Origin of the sequence: Nonomuraea sp. ZG12 (assembly GCF_052068115.1) — a bacterium.
GTDB lineage: Bacteria > Actinomycetota > Actinomycetes > Streptosporangiales > Streptosporangiaceae > Nonomuraea.
The window spans coordinates 33,842-50,421 of the sequence record NZ_JBQHCW010000011.1; the positions used below are offsets into that span (position 1 = coordinate 33,842).

15 protein-coding genes are annotated in these 16,580 nt (G+C 72.2%); 8 read left to right on the plus strand and 7 right to left on the minus strand.

The window, feature by feature from the left end; all coding sequences use genetic code 11:
• Nucleotides 1-77: 77 nt before the first annotated feature.
• From ACTMTF_RS27555 to ACTMTF_RS27575, 5 genes are read right to left on the minus strand one after another with little or no spacing between them, the layout of a single operon-like run.
• On the minus strand, nt 78-674 hold the full coding sequence (locus tag ACTMTF_RS27555; protein WP_441113273.1) for a DUF1349 domain-containing protein: 597 nt from the start codon (nt 672-674) through the stop codon (nt 78-80).
• Entirely contained in the window at nt 671-1,666 is a 996-nt protein-coding gene (locus ACTMTF_RS27560) for a Gfo/Idh/MocA family protein (protein ID WP_441113274.1), read from the minus strand. Before ACTMTF_RS27560 ends, ACTMTF_RS27555 begins: the two co-directional genes overlap by 4 nt.
• On the minus strand, nt 1,657-2,664 hold the full coding sequence (locus ACTMTF_RS27565) for a zinc-binding dehydrogenase (RefSeq protein ID WP_397001639.1): 1,008 nt from the start codon (nt 2,662-2,664) through the stop codon (nt 1,657-1,659). Before ACTMTF_RS27565 ends, ACTMTF_RS27560 begins: the two co-directional genes overlap by 10 nt.
• Nucleotides 2,665-2,674: 10 nt before the next feature.
• Nucleotides 2,675-4,492, minus strand: a complete 1,818-nt coding sequence (locus ACTMTF_RS27570) for a N,N-dimethylformamidase beta subunit family domain-containing protein (RefSeq protein ID WP_441113275.1) — start codon at nt 4,490-4,492, stop codon at nt 2,675-2,677.
• On the minus strand, nt 4,489-5,649 hold the full coding sequence (locus ACTMTF_RS27575) for a glycosyltransferase (RefSeq protein ID WP_441113276.1): 1,161 nt from the start codon (nt 5,647-5,649) through the stop codon (nt 4,489-4,491). Before ACTMTF_RS27575 ends, ACTMTF_RS27570 begins: the two co-directional genes overlap by 4 nt.
• A gap of 276 nt (nt 5,650-5,925) precedes the next feature.
• Between ACTMTF_RS27575 and ACTMTF_RS27580 the strand changes: the two genes are divergently transcribed.
• Genes ACTMTF_RS27580 through ACTMTF_RS27605 form a run of 6 tightly spaced genes read left to right on the plus strand, consistent with a single transcriptional unit; the run spans nt 5,926 to nt 13,564 of the window.
• On the plus strand, nt 5,926-7,119 hold the full coding sequence (locus ACTMTF_RS27580; protein ID WP_397001645.1) for a radical SAM protein: 1,194 nt from the start codon (nt 5,926-5,928) through the stop codon (nt 7,117-7,119).
• Between the two features lie 15 nt (nt 7,120-7,134).
• Nucleotides 7,135-9,201 (plus strand): DegT/DnrJ/EryC1/StrS family aminotransferase, encoded by a 2,067-nt coding sequence (locus ACTMTF_RS27585; RefSeq protein ID WP_441113277.1) that lies wholly within the window; start codon nt 7,135-7,137, stop codon nt 9,199-9,201.
• Nucleotides 9,198-10,397, plus strand: coding sequence for an acyl-CoA reductase (locus ACTMTF_RS27590; RefSeq protein ID WP_441113278.1), 1,200 nt, complete (start codon nt 9,198-9,200; stop codon nt 10,395-10,397). Before ACTMTF_RS27585 ends, ACTMTF_RS27590 begins: the two co-directional genes overlap by 4 nt.
• A gap of 44 nt (nt 10,398-10,441) precedes the next feature.
• On the plus strand, nt 10,442-11,503 hold the full coding sequence (locus ACTMTF_RS27595; RefSeq protein ID WP_441113279.1) for a hypothetical protein: 1,062 nt from the start codon (nt 10,442-10,444) through the stop codon (nt 11,501-11,503).
• Nucleotides 11,503-12,366: a phytanoyl-CoA dioxygenase family protein gene (locus ACTMTF_RS27600; protein WP_441113280.1), complete on the plus strand. Its 864-nt coding sequence runs from the start codon at nt 11,503-11,505 to the stop codon at nt 12,364-12,366. Before ACTMTF_RS27595 ends, ACTMTF_RS27600 begins: the two co-directional genes overlap by 1 nt.
• Nucleotides 12,353-13,564, plus strand: a complete 1,212-nt coding sequence (locus ACTMTF_RS27605; protein WP_441113281.1) for an MFS transporter — start codon at nt 12,353-12,355, stop codon at nt 13,562-13,564. The genes ACTMTF_RS27600 and ACTMTF_RS27605 overlap by 14 nt, the downstream gene beginning before the upstream one ends.
• A gap of 45 nt (nt 13,565-13,609) precedes the next feature.
• Here ACTMTF_RS27605 and ACTMTF_RS27610 read toward each other — a convergent pair whose 3' ends face one another.
• Nucleotides 13,610-14,014 (minus strand): MerR family transcriptional regulator, encoded by a 405-nt coding sequence (locus ACTMTF_RS27610; protein WP_441113282.1) that lies wholly within the window; start codon nt 14,012-14,014, stop codon nt 13,610-13,612.
• 46 nt (nt 14,015-14,060) lie between these two features.
• Here ACTMTF_RS27610 and ACTMTF_RS27615 point away from each other — a divergent pair, with 46 nt between their 5' ends.
• On the plus strand, nt 14,061-14,825 hold the full coding sequence (locus ACTMTF_RS27615) for a methyltransferase domain-containing protein (protein ID WP_441113283.1): 765 nt from the start codon (nt 14,061-14,063) through the stop codon (nt 14,823-14,825).
• Nucleotides 14,826-14,965: 140 nt separating this feature from the next.
• Here the strand turns inward: ACTMTF_RS27615 and ACTMTF_RS27620 are convergent, their stop codons facing one another.
• Nucleotides 14,966-15,700, minus strand: coding sequence for an SDR family oxidoreductase (locus ACTMTF_RS27620; protein WP_441113284.1), 735 nt, complete (start codon nt 15,698-15,700; stop codon nt 14,966-14,968).
• A 113-nt stretch (nt 15,701-15,813) separates the two neighbouring features.
• On the opposite strand from ACTMTF_RS27620, the gene ACTMTF_RS27625 reads away from it, so the two are divergent.
• Nucleotides 15,814-16,506: a TetR/AcrR family transcriptional regulator gene (locus ACTMTF_RS27625; protein ID WP_441113285.1), complete on the plus strand. Its 693-nt coding sequence runs from the start codon at nt 15,814-15,816 to the stop codon at nt 16,504-16,506.
• Nucleotides 16,507-16,580 lie beyond the last annotated feature (74 nt).

Below are 16,580 nucleotides of genomic sequence, written 5' to 3' on the forward strand. Positions count from 1 at the left end.
ATCGGCTCACAGGGACTTCGCAGGATCGCCCCGGGCACCGGCTCGCGGGGCCCGCCGGGCAACCGCGGGGGCCGCCGCTATTCCCCGTTGCGCAGGTCGGACAGCCGTTTGGGGGTGTACTGGATGTCCTCGAAGCGGACGGTGGCGCCGGCTCCGGTCGGGCTCTGGGCGAGGAAGCCGACCTCCGGGTCTCCGTCGAGCGCGAAGTATCTGATGAGGCTCCAGACACCGTCCCCTTCGGCGATGTGGAAGGCGAAGGCCGGGCCGACGCGGGAGACGCGGAGCCTGATGTCATCGCCGTACATCGGCATGGAGTTGCAGTCGTCGGACACGCCGCGGGTGACCACGGAGACGACGGTGGGCGTGCCCTGGGGGGAGAGTTCGAGGCAGAACTTGGCCCACCGGTCACCGTCGGCGTGCAGCAGCAGGACGGCCGCGTCGAAGGTGGACATCAGGTCGAGCCTGACCCGGGCGCTCAGGGTGAAGTCGCCGTCCAGGCGTCCCACCAGGGCGGGGGCGTTGGCGTAGCGGTTCGGCTCGCCCGGATCGGAGAAGAGGTCGGTGCCCGCGGCGGCGGTGATGACGAGCGCGTCGTCACCGTCGACGCTCCACTGCTCGGGCTCGTTCAGCCAGTGCAGCGGCGCGGGGAACGCGGGCAGGGATACGGCCGTCATGTGTCTTCCTCCAGAGGGGTGGCGGCCGCGTACACGGCCGAGATGAGTCGGTCGACGGCGGCGGCGTCGTGGACGGGACAGATCGGTGCGGTCCCGTCGCGGACGCTGCGCGCGAAGTCGGCCATGAGCGGGATGTGCAGGTTCGCCGGTGGTGGCAGGAACTCCTCGACGGCCACTCCGTCGACGGTTCCGCGCAGGTGGCCCGAGTCCAGCGGATCGAGCTCCAGGCGCCCGCCGTCGAAGGTGAGGCGCAGGTGGTCCCGGCGCGGCTCGGGGCCCCACACCGTGTCCACCTCGCCGGTGGCCCCTGACGGCCAGGCCAGCCGTGCCCGTACTTCCCGCTCGGCGCCGAGGGGGAAGCGCCGGCCGGTGCGCGCGCCGGTCACGACCGGCTCCCCCAGCAGCAGGCAGAGCAGGTCGAGGCGGTGGCTGCCGACGTCGGCGAGCACGCCCCCGCCGGACAGCGCCGGGTCCGTACGCCACAGCTTCGGGTCGTCGGAAGCCGGGTCGAAGGGGCCTCGGTAGTCCACCACCACCTCGTGGATCGCGCGGCCACTCAGCAGGTCGAGCGCGCGGCGGACGGCAGGGGCGAGCCTGCGGTAGTAGGCGACGCCCACGTGAGCGGCGTCCAGCTCGCCGGCAGACGGCCGCTCCACCAGCGCGGGCAGAACGCCGAGCGGCTTCTCCGCCAGCGCGGGCAGGACTCCGAGCGGCTTCTCCACGAGCACGGGCCGGCCGGCGCGCGCCGCCGCCACCGCGAGGGGCAGATGGGTGGCGACCGGCGTGGCGACGTAGACGACGTCGACCGCGTCGAGCAGCTTGCCGTAGTCGGAGGTGCCGAAGCCGGCGCCGAACTCGTCGCAGGTCCGCTGCGCACGGGCGGCGTCCCGGCCCCACACGCAGGTGACCGTCTCGCCGAGGGAGAACAGCGCGGGCAGGGCCCGCTTGCGGACGATGTCGCCGTAGCCGGCGACCCCCCATCTCAGGGGCATATCGCGATCTTCAGTGTCTTCTCCGGCGGAGTGCGGTGGGGTGTGTCGTGCCCGGCGGGGTGGAGGGTGGGGCTCTGGGAGAGGCGGTCGAGGGCTTCCTGGAGGTTCTCCAGCGGGTAGGTCGCGGTCAGGATCGTATCGAGGCGCACCCGCCCGGCGAACGCCAGCCGTACGGCGATCGCCATGGCCTCGGCCCTGGCCGCGTCGGTCGGCTCGGCGGAGCTGTGCACGCGCAGCCCCTTCTTCTCCCACGTGACCATGTCGAAGGTGACGTGGGTGTCGACGTGGTGGGTGCCGAGGAAGACGACGAGACCGTTCTGGCGGACCAGGTCGACGCAGGCGCGGGCGGTGTGCGGAGTGCCCACCGCCTCGATGGCCACGTCGAAGTCCGCGTCGAAGTCCCCGTCGAGCCGGTCGGGCACCGCGTGCGGGGACTCCACCAGGACCGTCCGGTCGGCGCCCAGCAGCGCCGACTGTTCCAGCCGCCACGGGTCCAGGTCCGCGACCGTGATCTCCGCAGCCCCGCGCAGCCGCGCGACCTGCAGCGCCATCAGGCCGACCGGGCCCTGGCCCACGATGGCGACCCGGTCGCCGAGCCGTACGCCCCGGGTGGCGTGCACGGCCAGCGGCAGCAGCTGCAGGATCGCGCCGCGCTCGAAGGGGACGTCGTCGGGCAGCGCGCCCACGCTGACCTCCCTGGCGGCCGCGAACTCGGCGAACCCCGAGGTGAGCGGGGTCCGGACGAACACCCGCCGGCCCGGCGCGACGCTGGTCACCCGCTCGCCGACGGCTTCCACGGTGCCGGCGATCTCGTGGCCGAAGCAGCCGGTGGCGCAGTGGTCGCGCAGGCCGTAGTAGTGGTAGTAGGCCAGGTCGCTGCGGTTGCAGACGGTGCAGGCGGCCACCCGCACCAGCACGTCGCCCGGCCCGATCTCGGGCACGGGCGCGTCGTGGTCCAGCCGGATGCGGCGGCGGCCGGCGAGCGAGATGTGGCGCACGCGCTCTCCCTCAGGGGTCGATGTCCAGGAACGGTTCCCGCCAGTGGAGATCGCCTGCCGGGGTGGCGCCGATGAGCCTGCCGGCCGTGCCGGTCAGGGTGGTCAGGCCGGGGGTGGGGCCCGATCGGGTCCACGCGCCGGTGTCCGGCGCTCTGCCGTACAGCTCGCCGTCGTCGTCCAGGCCCATCAGCCGGCCTCCCACGTGCGCGAGCGCGACGAGGGGCGGGCCGTCGTCCAGACGGGCCCACGGGCCGGGGAGCCCGGCGGCGAGCGGGCGGCTCCACAGCTCGCCACCGGGGCAGAGCGCGTACATGGTCCGGTCGACGGGCGCGATCCCGATCGCGCCGGACGGCGCCCGGTAGATCTCGGTCCAGGCCGCCGCCTCGGGCACCGGGTCACGAGCGAGCACCCGGCCGCCTGCGTCCAGCCCGTACAGGAAGACGGGTGAGCCGGGCGTCGCCTCGCGCGGGGCCGCCAGCGCCACCAGGCCGGGCGCGGCTTCGATCCACCGCCACGGCAGGTTCTGGGTACGGCCACGCCGTACGTAGAGCCCGCTGTCGGCCAGCACGCCGAAGAGCAGGTGCGCGGAGGCCGCCAGCCCGGTCACGCCGGTCCCGCCGCCCATCGGCTCCCACCAGCCGGCCGGGCCGCCGAGCCGGCTTAGCACGTTGCGGGTGACGCGGTCGATGACCGGGTCCTCGATGGCGTCGCCCCAGCCGATCGTGGCCGCGTTGAAGACGGTGCCCGCCCCGCGCCGCATGACGCCCATCGTGGCGTGCCCGCCCTGGCCCAGGCTCCGCCAGTGACGCAGGTCGGCGGTGGCCAGGATGGCGAACTCGGCGGGTGTCCCGTCGGCGCCGGTCGCCAGCGGCACCCCGTCGACCTCGGTGTACTCGGCGGCGTCGGTCTCGTAGCCGATGGCGCCTCTGCCGAAGGTGTCGCCGTCGCGCAGCCCGGTGCCCTCGAACACCCAGTGCCCGGCGAACCGCACGGTGTACGCCTCGGACTTCACCGCGTTCATGTCCTCCCAGCATCCCGCGCCGCGCCGGAAGCTCACGCCGGTCAGGCTGTTCTCCGGGCGGGACACCGGCGCGCTGGTCCACTCGACGGTGACCAGGCTCGGATCGACGGCGGACATGGGGTCGAGCAGCGCGTCACGATGGCACACCATCGTCCGGCCGCCGTCCTCCAGGCGGGTCTGCCACCAGCAGGTGTTGCCGCCGAAGAAGGCGATGTTGCCGCCGGCCGCCACGAACGACTCGGCCGCGTCCCGCATCTGCCTGGTCCAGTACTCGTCGTGGCCCGCTATCACCAGCAGCCGCCGGCCGCGCAGCAGCGCGCCGGGGTCCTCGTGCAGGTCCAGGTTGGAGCAGTAGTCGGCGGGGATGCCGGTACGGCTCAGCCAGTGGTAGAAGCGGTCCTCCCAGTGGCCGGCCGGACCGCCGCCGGGCCGGTCGAAGGTGACCCGGCCGGCCCGGCCCGCGCCTTCGGTCGGGTAGAGCCCCTCCCCCGGCACGCCCGCCTGGTTGTAGGCCTGCCAGGTGAGGAAGGGGACGGACACCAGGATCGCGTCGCGGGGCGGGCCGCCGGGCCGGACGACGAAGTAGACGTCGTCGTCGGGATCGGCGGAGCCGAACGACGCGGCGTACAGGGAGCTGGGCCAGTCCTGCGGGACGTCCAGCGTCCACCCCGGCTCCGTGCGGCCGGACTCCGCCCTGATCTCGCCGGTCACCGCGTCGCGGATCGTGCGGTGGGCCGCGGCGCCGGTCAGGTGGAAACGCAGCCGGCCGCCCTGCGGCACCGAGGTGCTGCTCGCGTACGCCCTCATCCCCGGGGTCCTCGCAGGTCACCGTAGCCGGCGTCGGCGGTCCAGCTCAGCGGCTCGATGTGGGCGTTGAACGGGGCGCCGTCCTGCGTCATCTGCGGGCGCGGATGGGCCAGGTGCAGCAGCGGGTCGTCGAACCTGGTCAGCCGCCCGGCGCGGGCCAGCCTGGCCACGACGTCGTCGTCCTCGCCGCCCCAGCCCTGGTAGCGCTCGTCGAACCCGCCGATCTCGTGGAAGAGCGCGGCCCTGACCCACAGGCAGGCGCCGGGCGGCTCGCGCAGCACCAGCGAGCGGATCTCGTCGAGCGGCACGTCGCCCTCGCCCTGCTCGATCCGGCGGCGGATGGCGGCGGCGGAGGACTCGGCGTCGAGGCAGTACATGCGGCGGTAGGGCAGGAAGGCCGACAGTGAGGGGTCGGCGGCCATCCTGTCCACGTTGCGCGCCAGGAAGCGGCGGTCGGCCAGGATGTCGGTGTCCAGCACGCAGATCAGCTCGGGCCGGCCCGGAGTGTTGCGCACCCCGGCGTTGACCGCCCACGACTTGTTGAAATGACCGTCGTGCCGGGCGAACAGGTAGTGGTCGGTCAGCGGCTCGACGGTGTCGCGCCAGCGCGGCTCGGAGTCGGACTCGACCACGGTGACGCGCACCTGAGCCCCGTGATGGTGCTGGTCGCGCAGGGCGGCCAGGCAGGCCAGCAGGTTACGGGCGCGGGCGCCGCCCACCCGGTCGCGGAAGGGGATCACGATCGTGACGGGCAGCCGGGGCCGGGCCCACACGGCGACGTCATCGAGGCTCACCCCGACGGCCGACCGGTCGGCTTGGGTGCCGTGGTGGTAGTCCACCAGCACCTGCTCGTCGGCCGCGGCTACCATCTTCTCCAGCCGGGCGCGCTCGGCGGGGAACTCCCGCAGCAGCTCGGTGAGCGACTGGGCGAGCGCCGACTCCAGCCGCCGGTCGTCGGGCGCGGCGGCGAAGGCGGACAGACGCGCCGCGGCGGGGCCGTCCGCCACGAGCTCGGCCACGGCGCCGGCCACATCCTGGTAGTGGGGGCCGCTGATCTCCCACCAGTCGGCCGCCACGGCGGGGACCGATGGATCGTGAGCGAGAAAGACATAGGCGGCCAGCCTCCGGCCGAGTGCTCCGACCTCCGTTCCGGACATTCCGGACGACGCTATCGGGAATTCTGCCACGCCGATTCCTCTCACCTGCAATAACACGGAGCGCGCCAAAGGTTACCGTGCAGAAAAATACCTCACAAGAGGGCTTGACCAATTTTGGGATATCGCCTAGCGTCACCTGGGAGCGCTCCCAAAAGTGGCTCCCAAGCAGGAATGGCAGCCTTCTCGGGTCGGCGTAGAATGCTGGCGAAGCGCCCGCAGATGACTCGCGACTTACCGGCCGTCATGGAGACTTGCGCGGCCGAGGGTGGAGACGAGATGTCCGACGAAAGTTACCGATCCGCGCGCCCCCGAAACAGCGACGGTCTGGCGGAGGTCTCTCTTGACCAGGCCCACGCGCCCGACAAGGTGCTGGCCCACGAGGACCTGCTGAGGAAATTCGTCAACGGCGAGACGTTCCGGCCCATCCATATGCGCATCGGCATCATGGGCGCCTGCAACATGCGTTGCAATTTCTGCAACTTCCATTCGCCGAACGAGGAGAACTTCTACGACCTGTTCTCCTTCAAGGACGCCATTCCCACAGATAAGAGCGTCAAGCTCATGCGGGAATTCGCCGAGTCCGGCGGCCGGGCCGTGACGTTCTGCGGCAGTGGCGAATGCACCATTCATCGCGGCTATACGGAGATCTGCGCGGCCGGAAACGAGGCGGGTCTGCGCATCGGCCTGATCACCAACGGATCGCGCCTGCACCGGCAGGAGATCGCCGACTGCGTGATCAACACCCACACGTGGGTGCGGATCGGGCTCAACGCCGGCACCGAGGCGACGTTCAACGAGATCACCCGGGACCGGGAGCGGACCTTCACCACCTTCCTCAAGGCGGTGAGTCGCCTGCGCGAGCAGGCCGTCGATCCGGAGTTCCGGATCGGGTTCAACTTCGTGATCACCCGGCAGAACTACAAGGAGATCGTCCAGGCCGCCCACGCCGTGCGCGACTCTGGGGCGCACTATGTCCGGTTCGAGCCGGAGTTCTACAGCTCCATGGGCCACGAGACCATCGAAGAGGTCATGGCCGAGGTCTCCGCCTCGCTGACCGAGGTCGCCGCGCTGTCGTCGGAGGAGTTCGAGATCTCCGTGCCCAAGCTGGACCGGGGGCCGATGGACCAGGTGGAGGAGGTCGAGGGCGACTTCGAGCACTGCCACTACAGCCGCTTCGTCACGGCCGTCGGCGCGGACGGCAACCTCTACCCCTGCCCGCAGGTGCACCTGAACAGCCGTTACCTCATCGGCAACGTGCTGGAGGACGGCTATCTCCCCGTGCTCGAAGGCGGCCCCAGAGCCGAGTGGGAGGCCAGCAACCCGCGCCGGACGGACCTGTGCAAGTCCTGCTTCTACCGGCCGCAGAACGAGCTGCTCGAATGGCTGCGCAGGGGTCAGATCAAGATCGACGACGCCCTGAACAACTACCGCGTCGAAGTGCCCCAGGCCCTTCACACCGACTTCGTCTGAGATCCGAGAACACCGTTGACGCCGATCGAACGCTTCACCCATCTCGGCCGTTCCCCCGTACGCGCTCCGGACCAGGCCGCCCGCAACGCGCAGGTGCGCCGGGCGGTCGTCCGGCTGGCCGCCGTCCAGGAGCGGACCCTCCGGATCCGGTCCACGCACGGCGCGGAACGCGAGGACCACCGCGTGGATCATTACGTCTTCGAGCACGACGGCCGCGATGAACTGCGCGCCGTCATGCTGACCCCGGCGGGCCCGCCGCCGTGGCCGGCCGTGCTGGTGTGCCCAGGGCGTAACGCGACGCTGGAGCGGGTGACCGGCCTCGTCCCGCCCGACCATCCGGGCCGCGACGTGGCCGCCCATCTGACCGGGGCCGGATTCCGCACCCTCACCCTCGACCACGGCTTGGACCGGTGGGCGGACCCCGCCGCGCTGGGCGGGCGCGACAGCGGCGACGTGCTGGACGGCACGTTGCGGCTGTACGGGGGCAGCCTGCTCGGCGCGCTGGCCGAGGACGCCCTGGCGGCGCTCGGCTGGCTGCGCGCGCAGCCGGACGTAGCCGGCGCCGGCCTGTTCGGCCACAGCATGGGCGCGGCCGTGGCCCTGCACGCCGCCCTCCTGGCGGACGAGCCGGTCCCGCTGTGCGCGGCCAGCCACCTGGGCACCTACCAGACGATGATCGGCAAGCTGCTGGCCTGGAACCAGTACACCGCCCTGCCGTCCATCCTGCGCCACGCCGACCTCCCCGAGCTGTACGCGGCCCTGACCCCCGCCCCTCTCCAGATCCAGTACGGCAACGCCGACGCGCGGCTCGACCACGACGACGCGGCGCGGGCCGGCGAGCGGATCATCCGCTCCTACGAGCAGGGACGGGCCGAGGTGCTCGCCCTGCCCATGGGCCACAGCACCGGCCTGGCCGAGGCGGCCGACTTCTTCGCCCGCACCCTGGCCAAGCCCGCCGCCGACGAGCCGTTCGTGCCCGCCGCGCGGGTGTCCTTCGGCGTACGGGCCCGCCTGGACGTCCTGGACCTGGTGGACGACGCGCTGGCGTCCGGGTCGCTGACGCTCGGCCCGGCCGGCGGCCGGCTGGAGGAGCTGGCCGGCCGGGAGATCGGCCGGGGCGCTGCGGCCGTCAGCTCCGGCTCGTCCGCCCTGGAGATCGCGCTGCGGATCGTCGGAGTCGCGGGGCGTACCGTGCTGGTCCCGGCCAACACCTTCTTCGCGACCGCGGCGAGCGCCGTCCGCGCCGGGGCGAGGGTCGACTTCGTCGACATGGAGCCCGACGGTCTCGGCCTGGACCCCGATGGCCTGCGGGCGGCGCTCTCCGCTCATGACGACGTGGCCGCGGTGGTGCCCGTGCACATCGCGGGCGCCCTGCCGGACTCCCTGCCGGAGGTGCTGGCCGTCTGCGCCGAGCGGGGCGTCGCCGTGGTCGAGGACGCCGCGCACGCGCTCGGCTCGTCGCTGGGCGGGCGGCAGGCGGGCACGTTCGGCCGGCTGGCCGCCTTCTCGCTCTACCCCACGAAGGTCATCACCAGCGGCGAGGGCGGCCTGCTGACCGCCGCCGACCCTGGCGACCTGGAGCGGGTGCGGCGTCTGCGGGACCACGGCAAGCGCTCCTTCGAGGAGAACCTGCACGACGACCTCGGCAGCAACTGGCGGATGAGCGAGCTGCACGCGGCCGTGGGGCTCACCCACCTGGCCCGGCTGGCGGAGGTGCTGGCCGAGCGGAGGAGACTGGCCGCCTGGTACGACGAGAACCTGCCCCGCGTGCCCGCCCTCACCCGTCCCGAAATATCACCTAATTGCGCGACAAATCATTACAAGTACCTGGCGCTGTTGCCGGACGGCGTGGACCGGGCGGCGCTCAAGGCGCGGCTGCGCGCCGACGGGGTGCGCCTGGCGGGTGAGGTGTACGACGTCCCGCTGCATCGCCAGCCCTACTTCGCCCCGCGCTTCGGCGACCGCTCCTACCCACGCGCCGAGGCGTTCACCGCCCGCCACATCTGCCTGCCGATCTTCCCCGGCATGACCACCGCCCAGCAGGATCGGGTCGTCCAGGCGCTGCGGGACTCCCTCTCGTGACCGCCCAGGCAGTCCTCCCGCTGCTGCGCGGGGGCCGGTGGTATCGGTCGATGGACACCGTGCCCGTCCCCGGCGCCGGGTCGCTCTGCCTGGCCCCGGAGATCATCGTCCGCGACGACGCCGCCCGGCTGCGCGCCGGCCTGGCCGGGCCCGGTGTTCCGGACCGGAACAGGCGGCTGGACCTGCTCCGCGAGGCCGTCGACCTGTTCAGGTTCGGCCGGGTGCCGGTCGAAGGGCTCGGTGTTCAGGACTCCGGCGACTTCGCCGCGTCGATGGGCGCGGTGGCCGGGCTCCCGCCCGCTCTGGTACGGCGCTGGTCGGACCTGCTCGGCGCCCGATGGGCGGAGCCGGCGGACGAACGCGGCTCCCGCCCGGCAGAGCTCGTGCCGGAGGAGCGCGACGGCCTCACCCTGGTCTCGCTGCCCGCCAACACCTTCACCTGCCTGGAGGCCGTACTGGAGGCCGCGCTGTCCGGCGCGGCCGTCTGGGTCCGGCCGAGCAGGCGTGAGCCGCTGTCGTCGGCCCGCCTGATCGGGGCCCTGCTGAGCGTGGGCTGGCCGGCCGAGACGCTCGGCTACTACCCGACCGCGCCCCGCACCCTGCACGCCCTCATCCAGAGCTCCGACCACCAGATCGTGTATGGAGGGGACGATCTGGCGGCGGAGCTCGCCGGGAGGGCGGCGGGGCCGCCGTCGCTGGAGTTCCGGGGGCCGGGGCGCGCCTGCGTGATCGTGGACGAGCCGCCGGACCCCGAATGGCTCGCCGAGCGGATCGCGCAGGACGCGGGCCGGTTCTGCACCAGCACCTGCGTGGTGGCCTGCCTGCGCGGGACCGAGCCGCTCGGCCGGCGGGTCGCCGAGGTGCTCGACGGCATCTCGCTCGACCCGCCGGACCCGCGCCGGCCGCAGGCGGCCTGGCCCGAGGCCGACGCCGCACGGACGGCCGCGTTCGTGATGGACCGGCTCGCCCCCGGCGGGCGGCTGCTCACCCGGCGGCCGCTGCTGTCGGACGGCTTCCTCGCGCCTGCCCTCGTCGAGGTCGACGACCCCGGCCACCCGCTGGTCGGCGTCGAGCTGCCCTTCCCCTTCGCCGTGATCGTCGCCACGGACCGGGCCGGCGCCCTCGGTCTGGCCGCCAGATCCCGTTTCGTCCACCCGGCCCACTACGCGATCTCCCCGGAAGGAGTGTCGTCCTGAACACGAACCACCCCCCAGAGCCGGGCGGCTCCCTGCTTGAGGCCATGCGAGAGCACGTCCCTCCACTGCGCGAATCGCTCGACGAGTGGACGGCCCGCATGATGAGCTGGCACTTCAGCGACCGGACCGGGTCGGCGTTCTGGCTGGCACGCAAGGGCGGCCTGCCCTTCGACCCGATCCGTGACGTCACCGACTACGCCTCGCTGCGCCTGTTCGGCCTGTTCGACAAGACGGACCTGCGCGGGGTGCGGGCGCGTGACCTGGTGCCGCGTGGCTTCGCGGGGCGCCCGTTCCGGGTCGTGGAGACCGGCGGCTCGTCCGGGAGGCCGTACCGCGTCGTCGACGTCACCCGCGCCGTCCACGACGTGGCGATGTACCGCGTCATGCTGGAGGCGCGCGGCCTGCTCGGCGGCGACATCCTGGCCATGACGCCCAGCGGCCCGCACGCCTACGGTCACTTCGTCAAGCTGCTCGGCGACAGCTGGGGCGCGGCCGTCTTCTCCGTCGACTTCGACCCGCGCTGGGTCAAACACCTGGTCCGCGCCTCGGGCGAGGCCGACGCCTACGTCGCCCATCTGGTCGCGCAGACCGCGGACATCCTTGAGGACGAACGGCCCGCGCTGCTCTTCACCACCTCACGGCTGCTCATGTCGCTCGCGCCCGCGCTCCGCAAACCCCTCAGCGCGTACGGCGTGCGCGCGGTGTGCACCGGCGGCACCTCCTGCTCGCCCGAGGAGGCCCGTTACCTGCGCGAGGAGTATCTCCAGGACGTGCAGTGGATCGACACCTACGGCAACACCCTGTCCGGGCACGCGCTGCAGGCAGACGCCCTGGAGCCCGGCGCGCCGCACAGCCACCACCTGCCGCCGCCGCTGGCGGTCATGCACGTGGTGCGGCCGGACGACGTGTGGCAGGAGGTCGCGGTCGGCGAGCGGGGGCGGATCCGGGTGGTGACCCTGCTCGAAGACCTCTTCCTGCCCAACCTGCTGGAGCGGGACACGGCGGTCTCCGCCCCCGCGCATCCGTGGTTCCCGTGGCCGGGAGTGTCGCAGGTGGGCGCGTACGAGTCGGAGGACGCGCCACGGGTCATCGAGGGGGTCTACTGATGTCCCGGCAGGCCGTGACGTCCAACGGGGTGCCCGTCCCGTTCACCCCCGAGCTGTTCGCGCCGCTGACCGACAGCACGCCGCTGGCCGGTGACCTCCCCGCCCTGCGCCGGCGCTTCCACGACGACGGGGTGGTGCTGCTGCGCGGCTTCCTCGACCGTCGGCAGGTGCTGGACCTGCGCGCGGCGTACCTGTCGATGTTCCCGGACGGGCTGCTCGCCGCCGGTTCCACGCCCGAGGAGGGGATCTTCTCCGGGAAGGCGCCCGACGGGCTGCCCGCGCACGGGGTGCGGGGCCATCCGGCGCACACCTTCGTCCGCGAGCGGCACTTCGCGTCCTTCGCCGATCAGCCGTCGCTGCGGGGCCTGGCGGAGGCGCTGCTCGGCGGCCCGGTCGAGCGGCTGCGGCGCGGCATCCTGCGCCACTTCCACGCGGGCACCCAGATGGCCTCGCGCGCGCACACCGACCACGCTTACATGACCCAGGGCAGCGAGCGGGTGCTCACCATGTGGATCCCGGCCGGCGACTGCCCGATGGAGACCGGCGGCCTGGTCTACCTCGAAGGCTCGCACCGGGAGGCGGCCGAGCGGTTCGAGCGGGCGCGGCTCGTCAGCGACCGCGCGGGCGACCCCCGGCCGATCAGCCACGACCTCCAGGCCACGGCGCGGGCCGTGGGCCGCCGGTGGCTGTGGCATGACTATGAGGCGGGCGACCTCACCGTGCACAGTCCGCACCTGGTGCACGCCTCGCTCGACACCGTGACCGATGCCATGCGCGTCTCCGTGGACCTGCGGTTCATCCTCCGGGGCGAGAAGGCGGACAGCCGATGGATGAAGGAGTGGGCCGGCGATGACGGCGCCTGAGGACACCAGCACACCCGAACTCGACCCCGAGCCACGCACGGCGGGCCTGACCCGGCTGGCGGCGATGTCCGCGTTCCTGATCGTGGGTCTCGCCTACGCCACCTTCCTGATCCGGGTGCCGACGCTGAAGCTCGAGCACGGCCTGTCGGACGGGCAGCTCGGCCTGCTGCTGGTCGTCCCGTCGGTCTGCGCGCTGATCTCCATGCAGGTCACCGGTGCTCTGGTGGCCCGGTTCGGCAGCGCGCCGATCGCCAGGATCACCGGCGTGGCACTGCCGCTGTCACTGATCGGCATCGCGCTGGCCGCCGACCCGATCCAGCTCGCCGTCGCACTGGTGGCCTTCGGCCTGATCGACGGGCTGCTCGACGTGTCGATGAACTCGCACGCGATCGCCGTGGAGCGCACGCTCAAGCGGGCCGTGATGAACCGCTGCCACGCCGCCTGGAGCATCGGCGCGCTGGGCGCCGCCCTGCTGGGCGGCCTGACCCTGCAGGTCGAGATCTCCCTGATGGCGCACTTCGCCTGGGTGGGCGTGGGTGTGGCCGCGCTCGCGCTGGTCACCGGCTTCTGGATGCTGCCCGCCGGCGCCGACCAGGAGCCGGAGCCGGACAAGAAGATCAGGGTGCGCTGGCGGGCCGGCTGGACGCCCCGGGTGCTGCTGCTCGGCGCGATGGGGGCGAGCGTGCTCATCCTGGAGGGGGCGGTCGGCAGCTGGAGCGGCGTCCTGCTCATCGACGACCGCGGCGCGACCCTGGCCGTCGCCTCCCTGGGCTACATCCTGTTCAACGTCTGCCAGGTCGGCGGCCGCCTCGTCGGCGACCGCCTGCACGAGAAGTACGGCGCGCCGCCCCTGGTCCGGGTGAGCAGCGCGGTCGCGCTCGCCGGCCTGCTGCTGGTCGTGGTGGGCCCGAACGCCGCGGTGACCATCGTCGGCTTCGGCGTGGTCGGCGTGGGTTTGTCGGTCCTGCTGCCCCTCATCTTCAGCGCGGTCGGGCACGGCAGCTCGGACGGCGCGGCGATGGCGCTGTCCAGGTTCACCACCCTGACCTACTCCGGGCTGCTGTTCGGCCCGGTGCTGATCGGCTGGATCGCCGACGCCGTAGGCAAGGTCACCACCTTCGCCGGCCTGCTCGTGCTCCTGACGGTGGTGATCTTCTACGCCAGGGCGACGGCCCCCGCCGACCTGAGGGACGCCTGACGGGACGACGATCGCCAGGTACGGTCCTTCAACTCGGGCCAGGCATCACCCGCGGACGTGCGGTGGGGGGTCGGGGGAAATACGCTCGGCCAGCTTGGCCTGGAAGTGCGGGCAACCGGGCAGGTCCTCGTGTTCGCAGTCCAGAGCGCAGTCGATGAGCTCGAGCGAGGCCTGCGCCTCGGCGATGCGGCGGGCCAGCTCGGCCCGCTGACGCACGAGGATGGCGCGCCGTTCCACGGGATCGGACGTGCTGATCATCGCGCGGACGTCGTCCAGGCTGAATCCGGCCTCCTTGGCGCGCAGGATCGCCGCCACACGATAGAGGTCGTCGGTGCCGTATCGGCGGCGGTCTCCACCGATACGGGCCGGCGTGAGCAGGCCCATCGTCTCCCAGTGCCGTAGGACGTGCGTGGCCAGGCCGAACCGTGCCGCGATATCCCCGATGCTCATCCTGACACTTGACTTCATGTCGACATTAAGTCGCATGCTGGCTGCCATGTCCAAATCGACGACGACATCCGATCACAGGGAATCGCTCCTCCGCATGATGGACGCGGCCGATGCCCTGCCAGGCGCCGCCGCGCTGCGTACCCGGTCCTACGAGCTGCTCAATCTCCCGGCCGGCGCGAGCGTGGTGGACGTGGGCTGCGGCGCCGGGCGGGCGGTGGCCGAGCTGGCCGAACAGGATGCGCGGGCCATCGGTGTGGACCTCAGCGAGCAGATGCTCGCGGCGGCCCGCCACCGCTGGCCGGACGCCGACTTCCGCCTGGGTGACGCCTGCGACCTGCCGCTCGGGAACGGCGCGGTGGCCGGCTACCGGGCCGACAAGGTCTTCCACGACCTCCCCGACGCCGGGAAAGCGCTGGCGGAGGCCACGCGGGTGCTTGCGCCGGGCGGGCGGATCGTCCTCCTCGGCCAGGACTGGGACACCTTCGTCATCGACTCCGACGACCCGGCGCTCACCCGCACCATCGTCCACGCCCGTGCCGACCGGACGGTCAACCCCCGCGCCGCCCGCCGCTACCGCAACCTGCTGCTCGACGCCGGGTTCGAGGACGTCGCCGTGGAAATGCACACCGGCGTCTTCACCGACAAGACCATGCTGCCCATGCTCACCGGGATCGCCGAGGCCGCCCGCGCCGGCGGAGCCATCACCGCCGAACAGGAGACGGCCTGGGCTGCCGAGCAGACCGAGCGCGCCCGGGTCGGTCGCCTGTTCCTGGCCCTGCCGATCTTCGCCGCTTCCGCACGACGGCCCTGAACCCTCCGCTGCGGCCGAGGGGGCCGCCCTCATGTCACATCGATCTTCGCCTGCGGGCATCGAGGTGACGAACGGGCTCAAACCCGCACACCGCCCCCGTGGACGCTAACGCCTTTTGACCTTCGACGCCTTATCGGTGGTCAGACCTGGCCGATCCCGCCGTCGACGGGGAGGTCGATCCCGGTGACGAAGCTCGAGTCCGCGGAAGCGAGGAAGAGCGCCGCGGTGGCGATCTCGTCCTCGTCACCGAGGCGGCCGACGGGGACCCGCGAGGCGATCTGCTCCTTGAACCCCGGCGGGAGGTCCGCGAACGCGGGGGTCTCGATCGCGGCGGGGCTGAGGACGTTGACCCGGATTCGGCGCTGCTTCAAGTCGGTGGTCCAGGTCCGGGCGAACGACCGCAGTGCCGCCTTGCTCGCGGCGTAGACCGTCGTTCCCGGATCGCCCTTGTCCGCGGCGCCCGACCCGATGAGCACGATCGAGGCGCCGTCGGACAGCAACGGCAGCAGTTTCTGCACGGTGAAGAACGTCCCGCGCACGTTCACCCCGAACACGGCGTCGAACGACTCCTCGGTCACGTCGCCGATGTGCTCGTTCCACGTCCAGGCGCCGGCGCTGGCGATGAGCACGTCCACCCGGCCCACTTCGGCCGCCACGACCTCGGCCAGGCGGACCACGTCGGAGATCCGACCGACGTCGCCGAGCACTCCGGTCACGCCGTGGCCGATGGCGGCCACCGCCGCGTCCAGCCGATCCTGGCGCCGGCCGGTGATGACCACGTGCGCACCCTCCTCGACGAACAACTTCGCCGTCGCCAGTGCCAGCCCAGAGGTCGCGCCGGTGATCACCGCGACCTTCCCACCGAGCTTCGCCATGTCGCTCCCTTAGTCAGAAAATGATGATGCTCTCATCTTTGATGCCGCTTACTGTAGCGAAGATGAGAGCACTCTCAAAGTTGATATATGTCTCACCTTGCTAGGATGGCCTCATGTCTTCCAGGGGGAACCCGCCGCCCGCTCGCCGGGATGCCCGCCGCAACCGCGAGCGGCTTCTGGAGTGCGCTCGGCGCGCGTTCGCCGACCACGGCGCGCAGGCCGCCCTCGACGGCATCGCACGGGAGGCGGGCTTGGTGGTCGGCACCCTCTACCGGCACTTCCCGACGCGTCTGGACCTCCTGTACGCCGTACTCGAACCGAAGCTGCGCCACGTGGTCAATGAGGTGGAGGCCGCGCTCGGCCTGGAGGATCCCTGGGAGGCGTTTCGCGGCCTGCTCGAAGTCCTGTGTGCGGCCCAGGCCGGGGATCGGGCGTTCGGCGACTTCTTGGCGCGGCGGTTCCCCGGTGACGACCGCACCGATGCCGTGCACAGCGAGATCTGCGCGCTCGCACAACGGGTGCTGGGGCGGGCTCAGGCGGCCGGCGTCGTGCGTCCGGACGTCACCGGCGCCGACCTCTTTCTGTTGTTGTGGGCGAGCAGCAGGGTCGCCGAGGCCACGCGGCACGTTGCCCCGTCGATGTGGCGGCGGCACGTCTACCTGGCGTTGGACGGGTTCCGGGCGTCGAACCGGCTCGATCTGCGCGAGCCCGCGTGGGACACGGACCAGCTCTACCGTGCGATGGCCGAGCCGGGGAAGGTCTTCCACGGTGAGGAACCCCTACGTCGCGCTGGAGAAGCTCCCTGACGTTCCTCAGCGCTGCCCGGCGGCACCGCACGCCGGATTCTGGGTGGGAAGGTCCTGTCGGGCATCCTGTCCGA

What these genes read in the sequence shown, in the direction of transcription:
- ACTMTF_RS27580 (WP_397001645.1), top strand. Translation starts at nt 5,926, where the DNA reads ATGTCCGACGAAAGTTACCGATCCGCGCGCCCCCGAAACAGCGACGGT.
- ACTMTF_RS27560 (WP_441113274.1), bottom strand. Translation starts at nt 1,666, where the DNA reads ATGCCCCTGAGATGGGGGGTCGCCGGCTACGGCGACATCGTCCGCAAG.
- ACTMTF_RS27555 (WP_441113273.1), bottom strand. Translation starts at nt 674, where the DNA reads ATGACGGCCGTATCCCTGCCCGCGTTCCCCGCGCCGCTGCACTGGCTG.
- ACTMTF_RS27615 (WP_441113283.1), top strand. Translation starts at nt 14,061, where the DNA reads ATGTCCAAATCGACGACGACATCCGATCACAGGGAATCGCTCCTCCGC.
- ACTMTF_RS27570 (WP_441113275.1), bottom strand. Translation starts at nt 4,492, where the DNA reads ATGAGGGCGTACGCGAGCAGCACCTCGGTGCCGCAGGGCGGCCGGCTG.
- ACTMTF_RS27610 (WP_441113282.1), bottom strand. Translation starts at nt 14,014, where the DNA reads ATGAGCATCGGGGATATCGCGGCACGGTTCGGCCTGGCCACGCACGTC.
- ACTMTF_RS27595 (WP_441113279.1), top strand. Translation starts at nt 10,442, where the DNA reads ATGCGAGAGCACGTCCCTCCACTGCGCGAATCGCTCGACGAGTGGACG.
- ACTMTF_RS27620 (WP_441113284.1), bottom strand. Translation starts at nt 15,700, where the DNA reads ATGGCGAAGCTCGGTGGGAAGGTCGCGGTGATCACCGGCGCGACCTCT.
- ACTMTF_RS27600 (WP_441113280.1), top strand. Translation starts at nt 11,503, where the DNA reads ATGTCCCGGCAGGCCGTGACGTCCAACGGGGTGCCCGTCCCGTTCACC.
- ACTMTF_RS27575 (WP_441113276.1), bottom strand. Translation starts at nt 5,649, where the DNA reads ATGTCCGGAACGGAGGTCGGAGCACTCGGCCGGAGGCTGGCCGCCTAT.
- ACTMTF_RS27605 (WP_441113281.1), top strand. Translation starts at nt 12,353, where the DNA reads ATGACGGCGCCTGAGGACACCAGCACACCCGAACTCGACCCCGAGCCA.
- ACTMTF_RS27625 (WP_441113285.1), top strand. Translation starts at nt 15,814, where the DNA reads ATGTCTTCCAGGGGGAACCCGCCGCCCGCTCGCCGGGATGCCCGCCGC.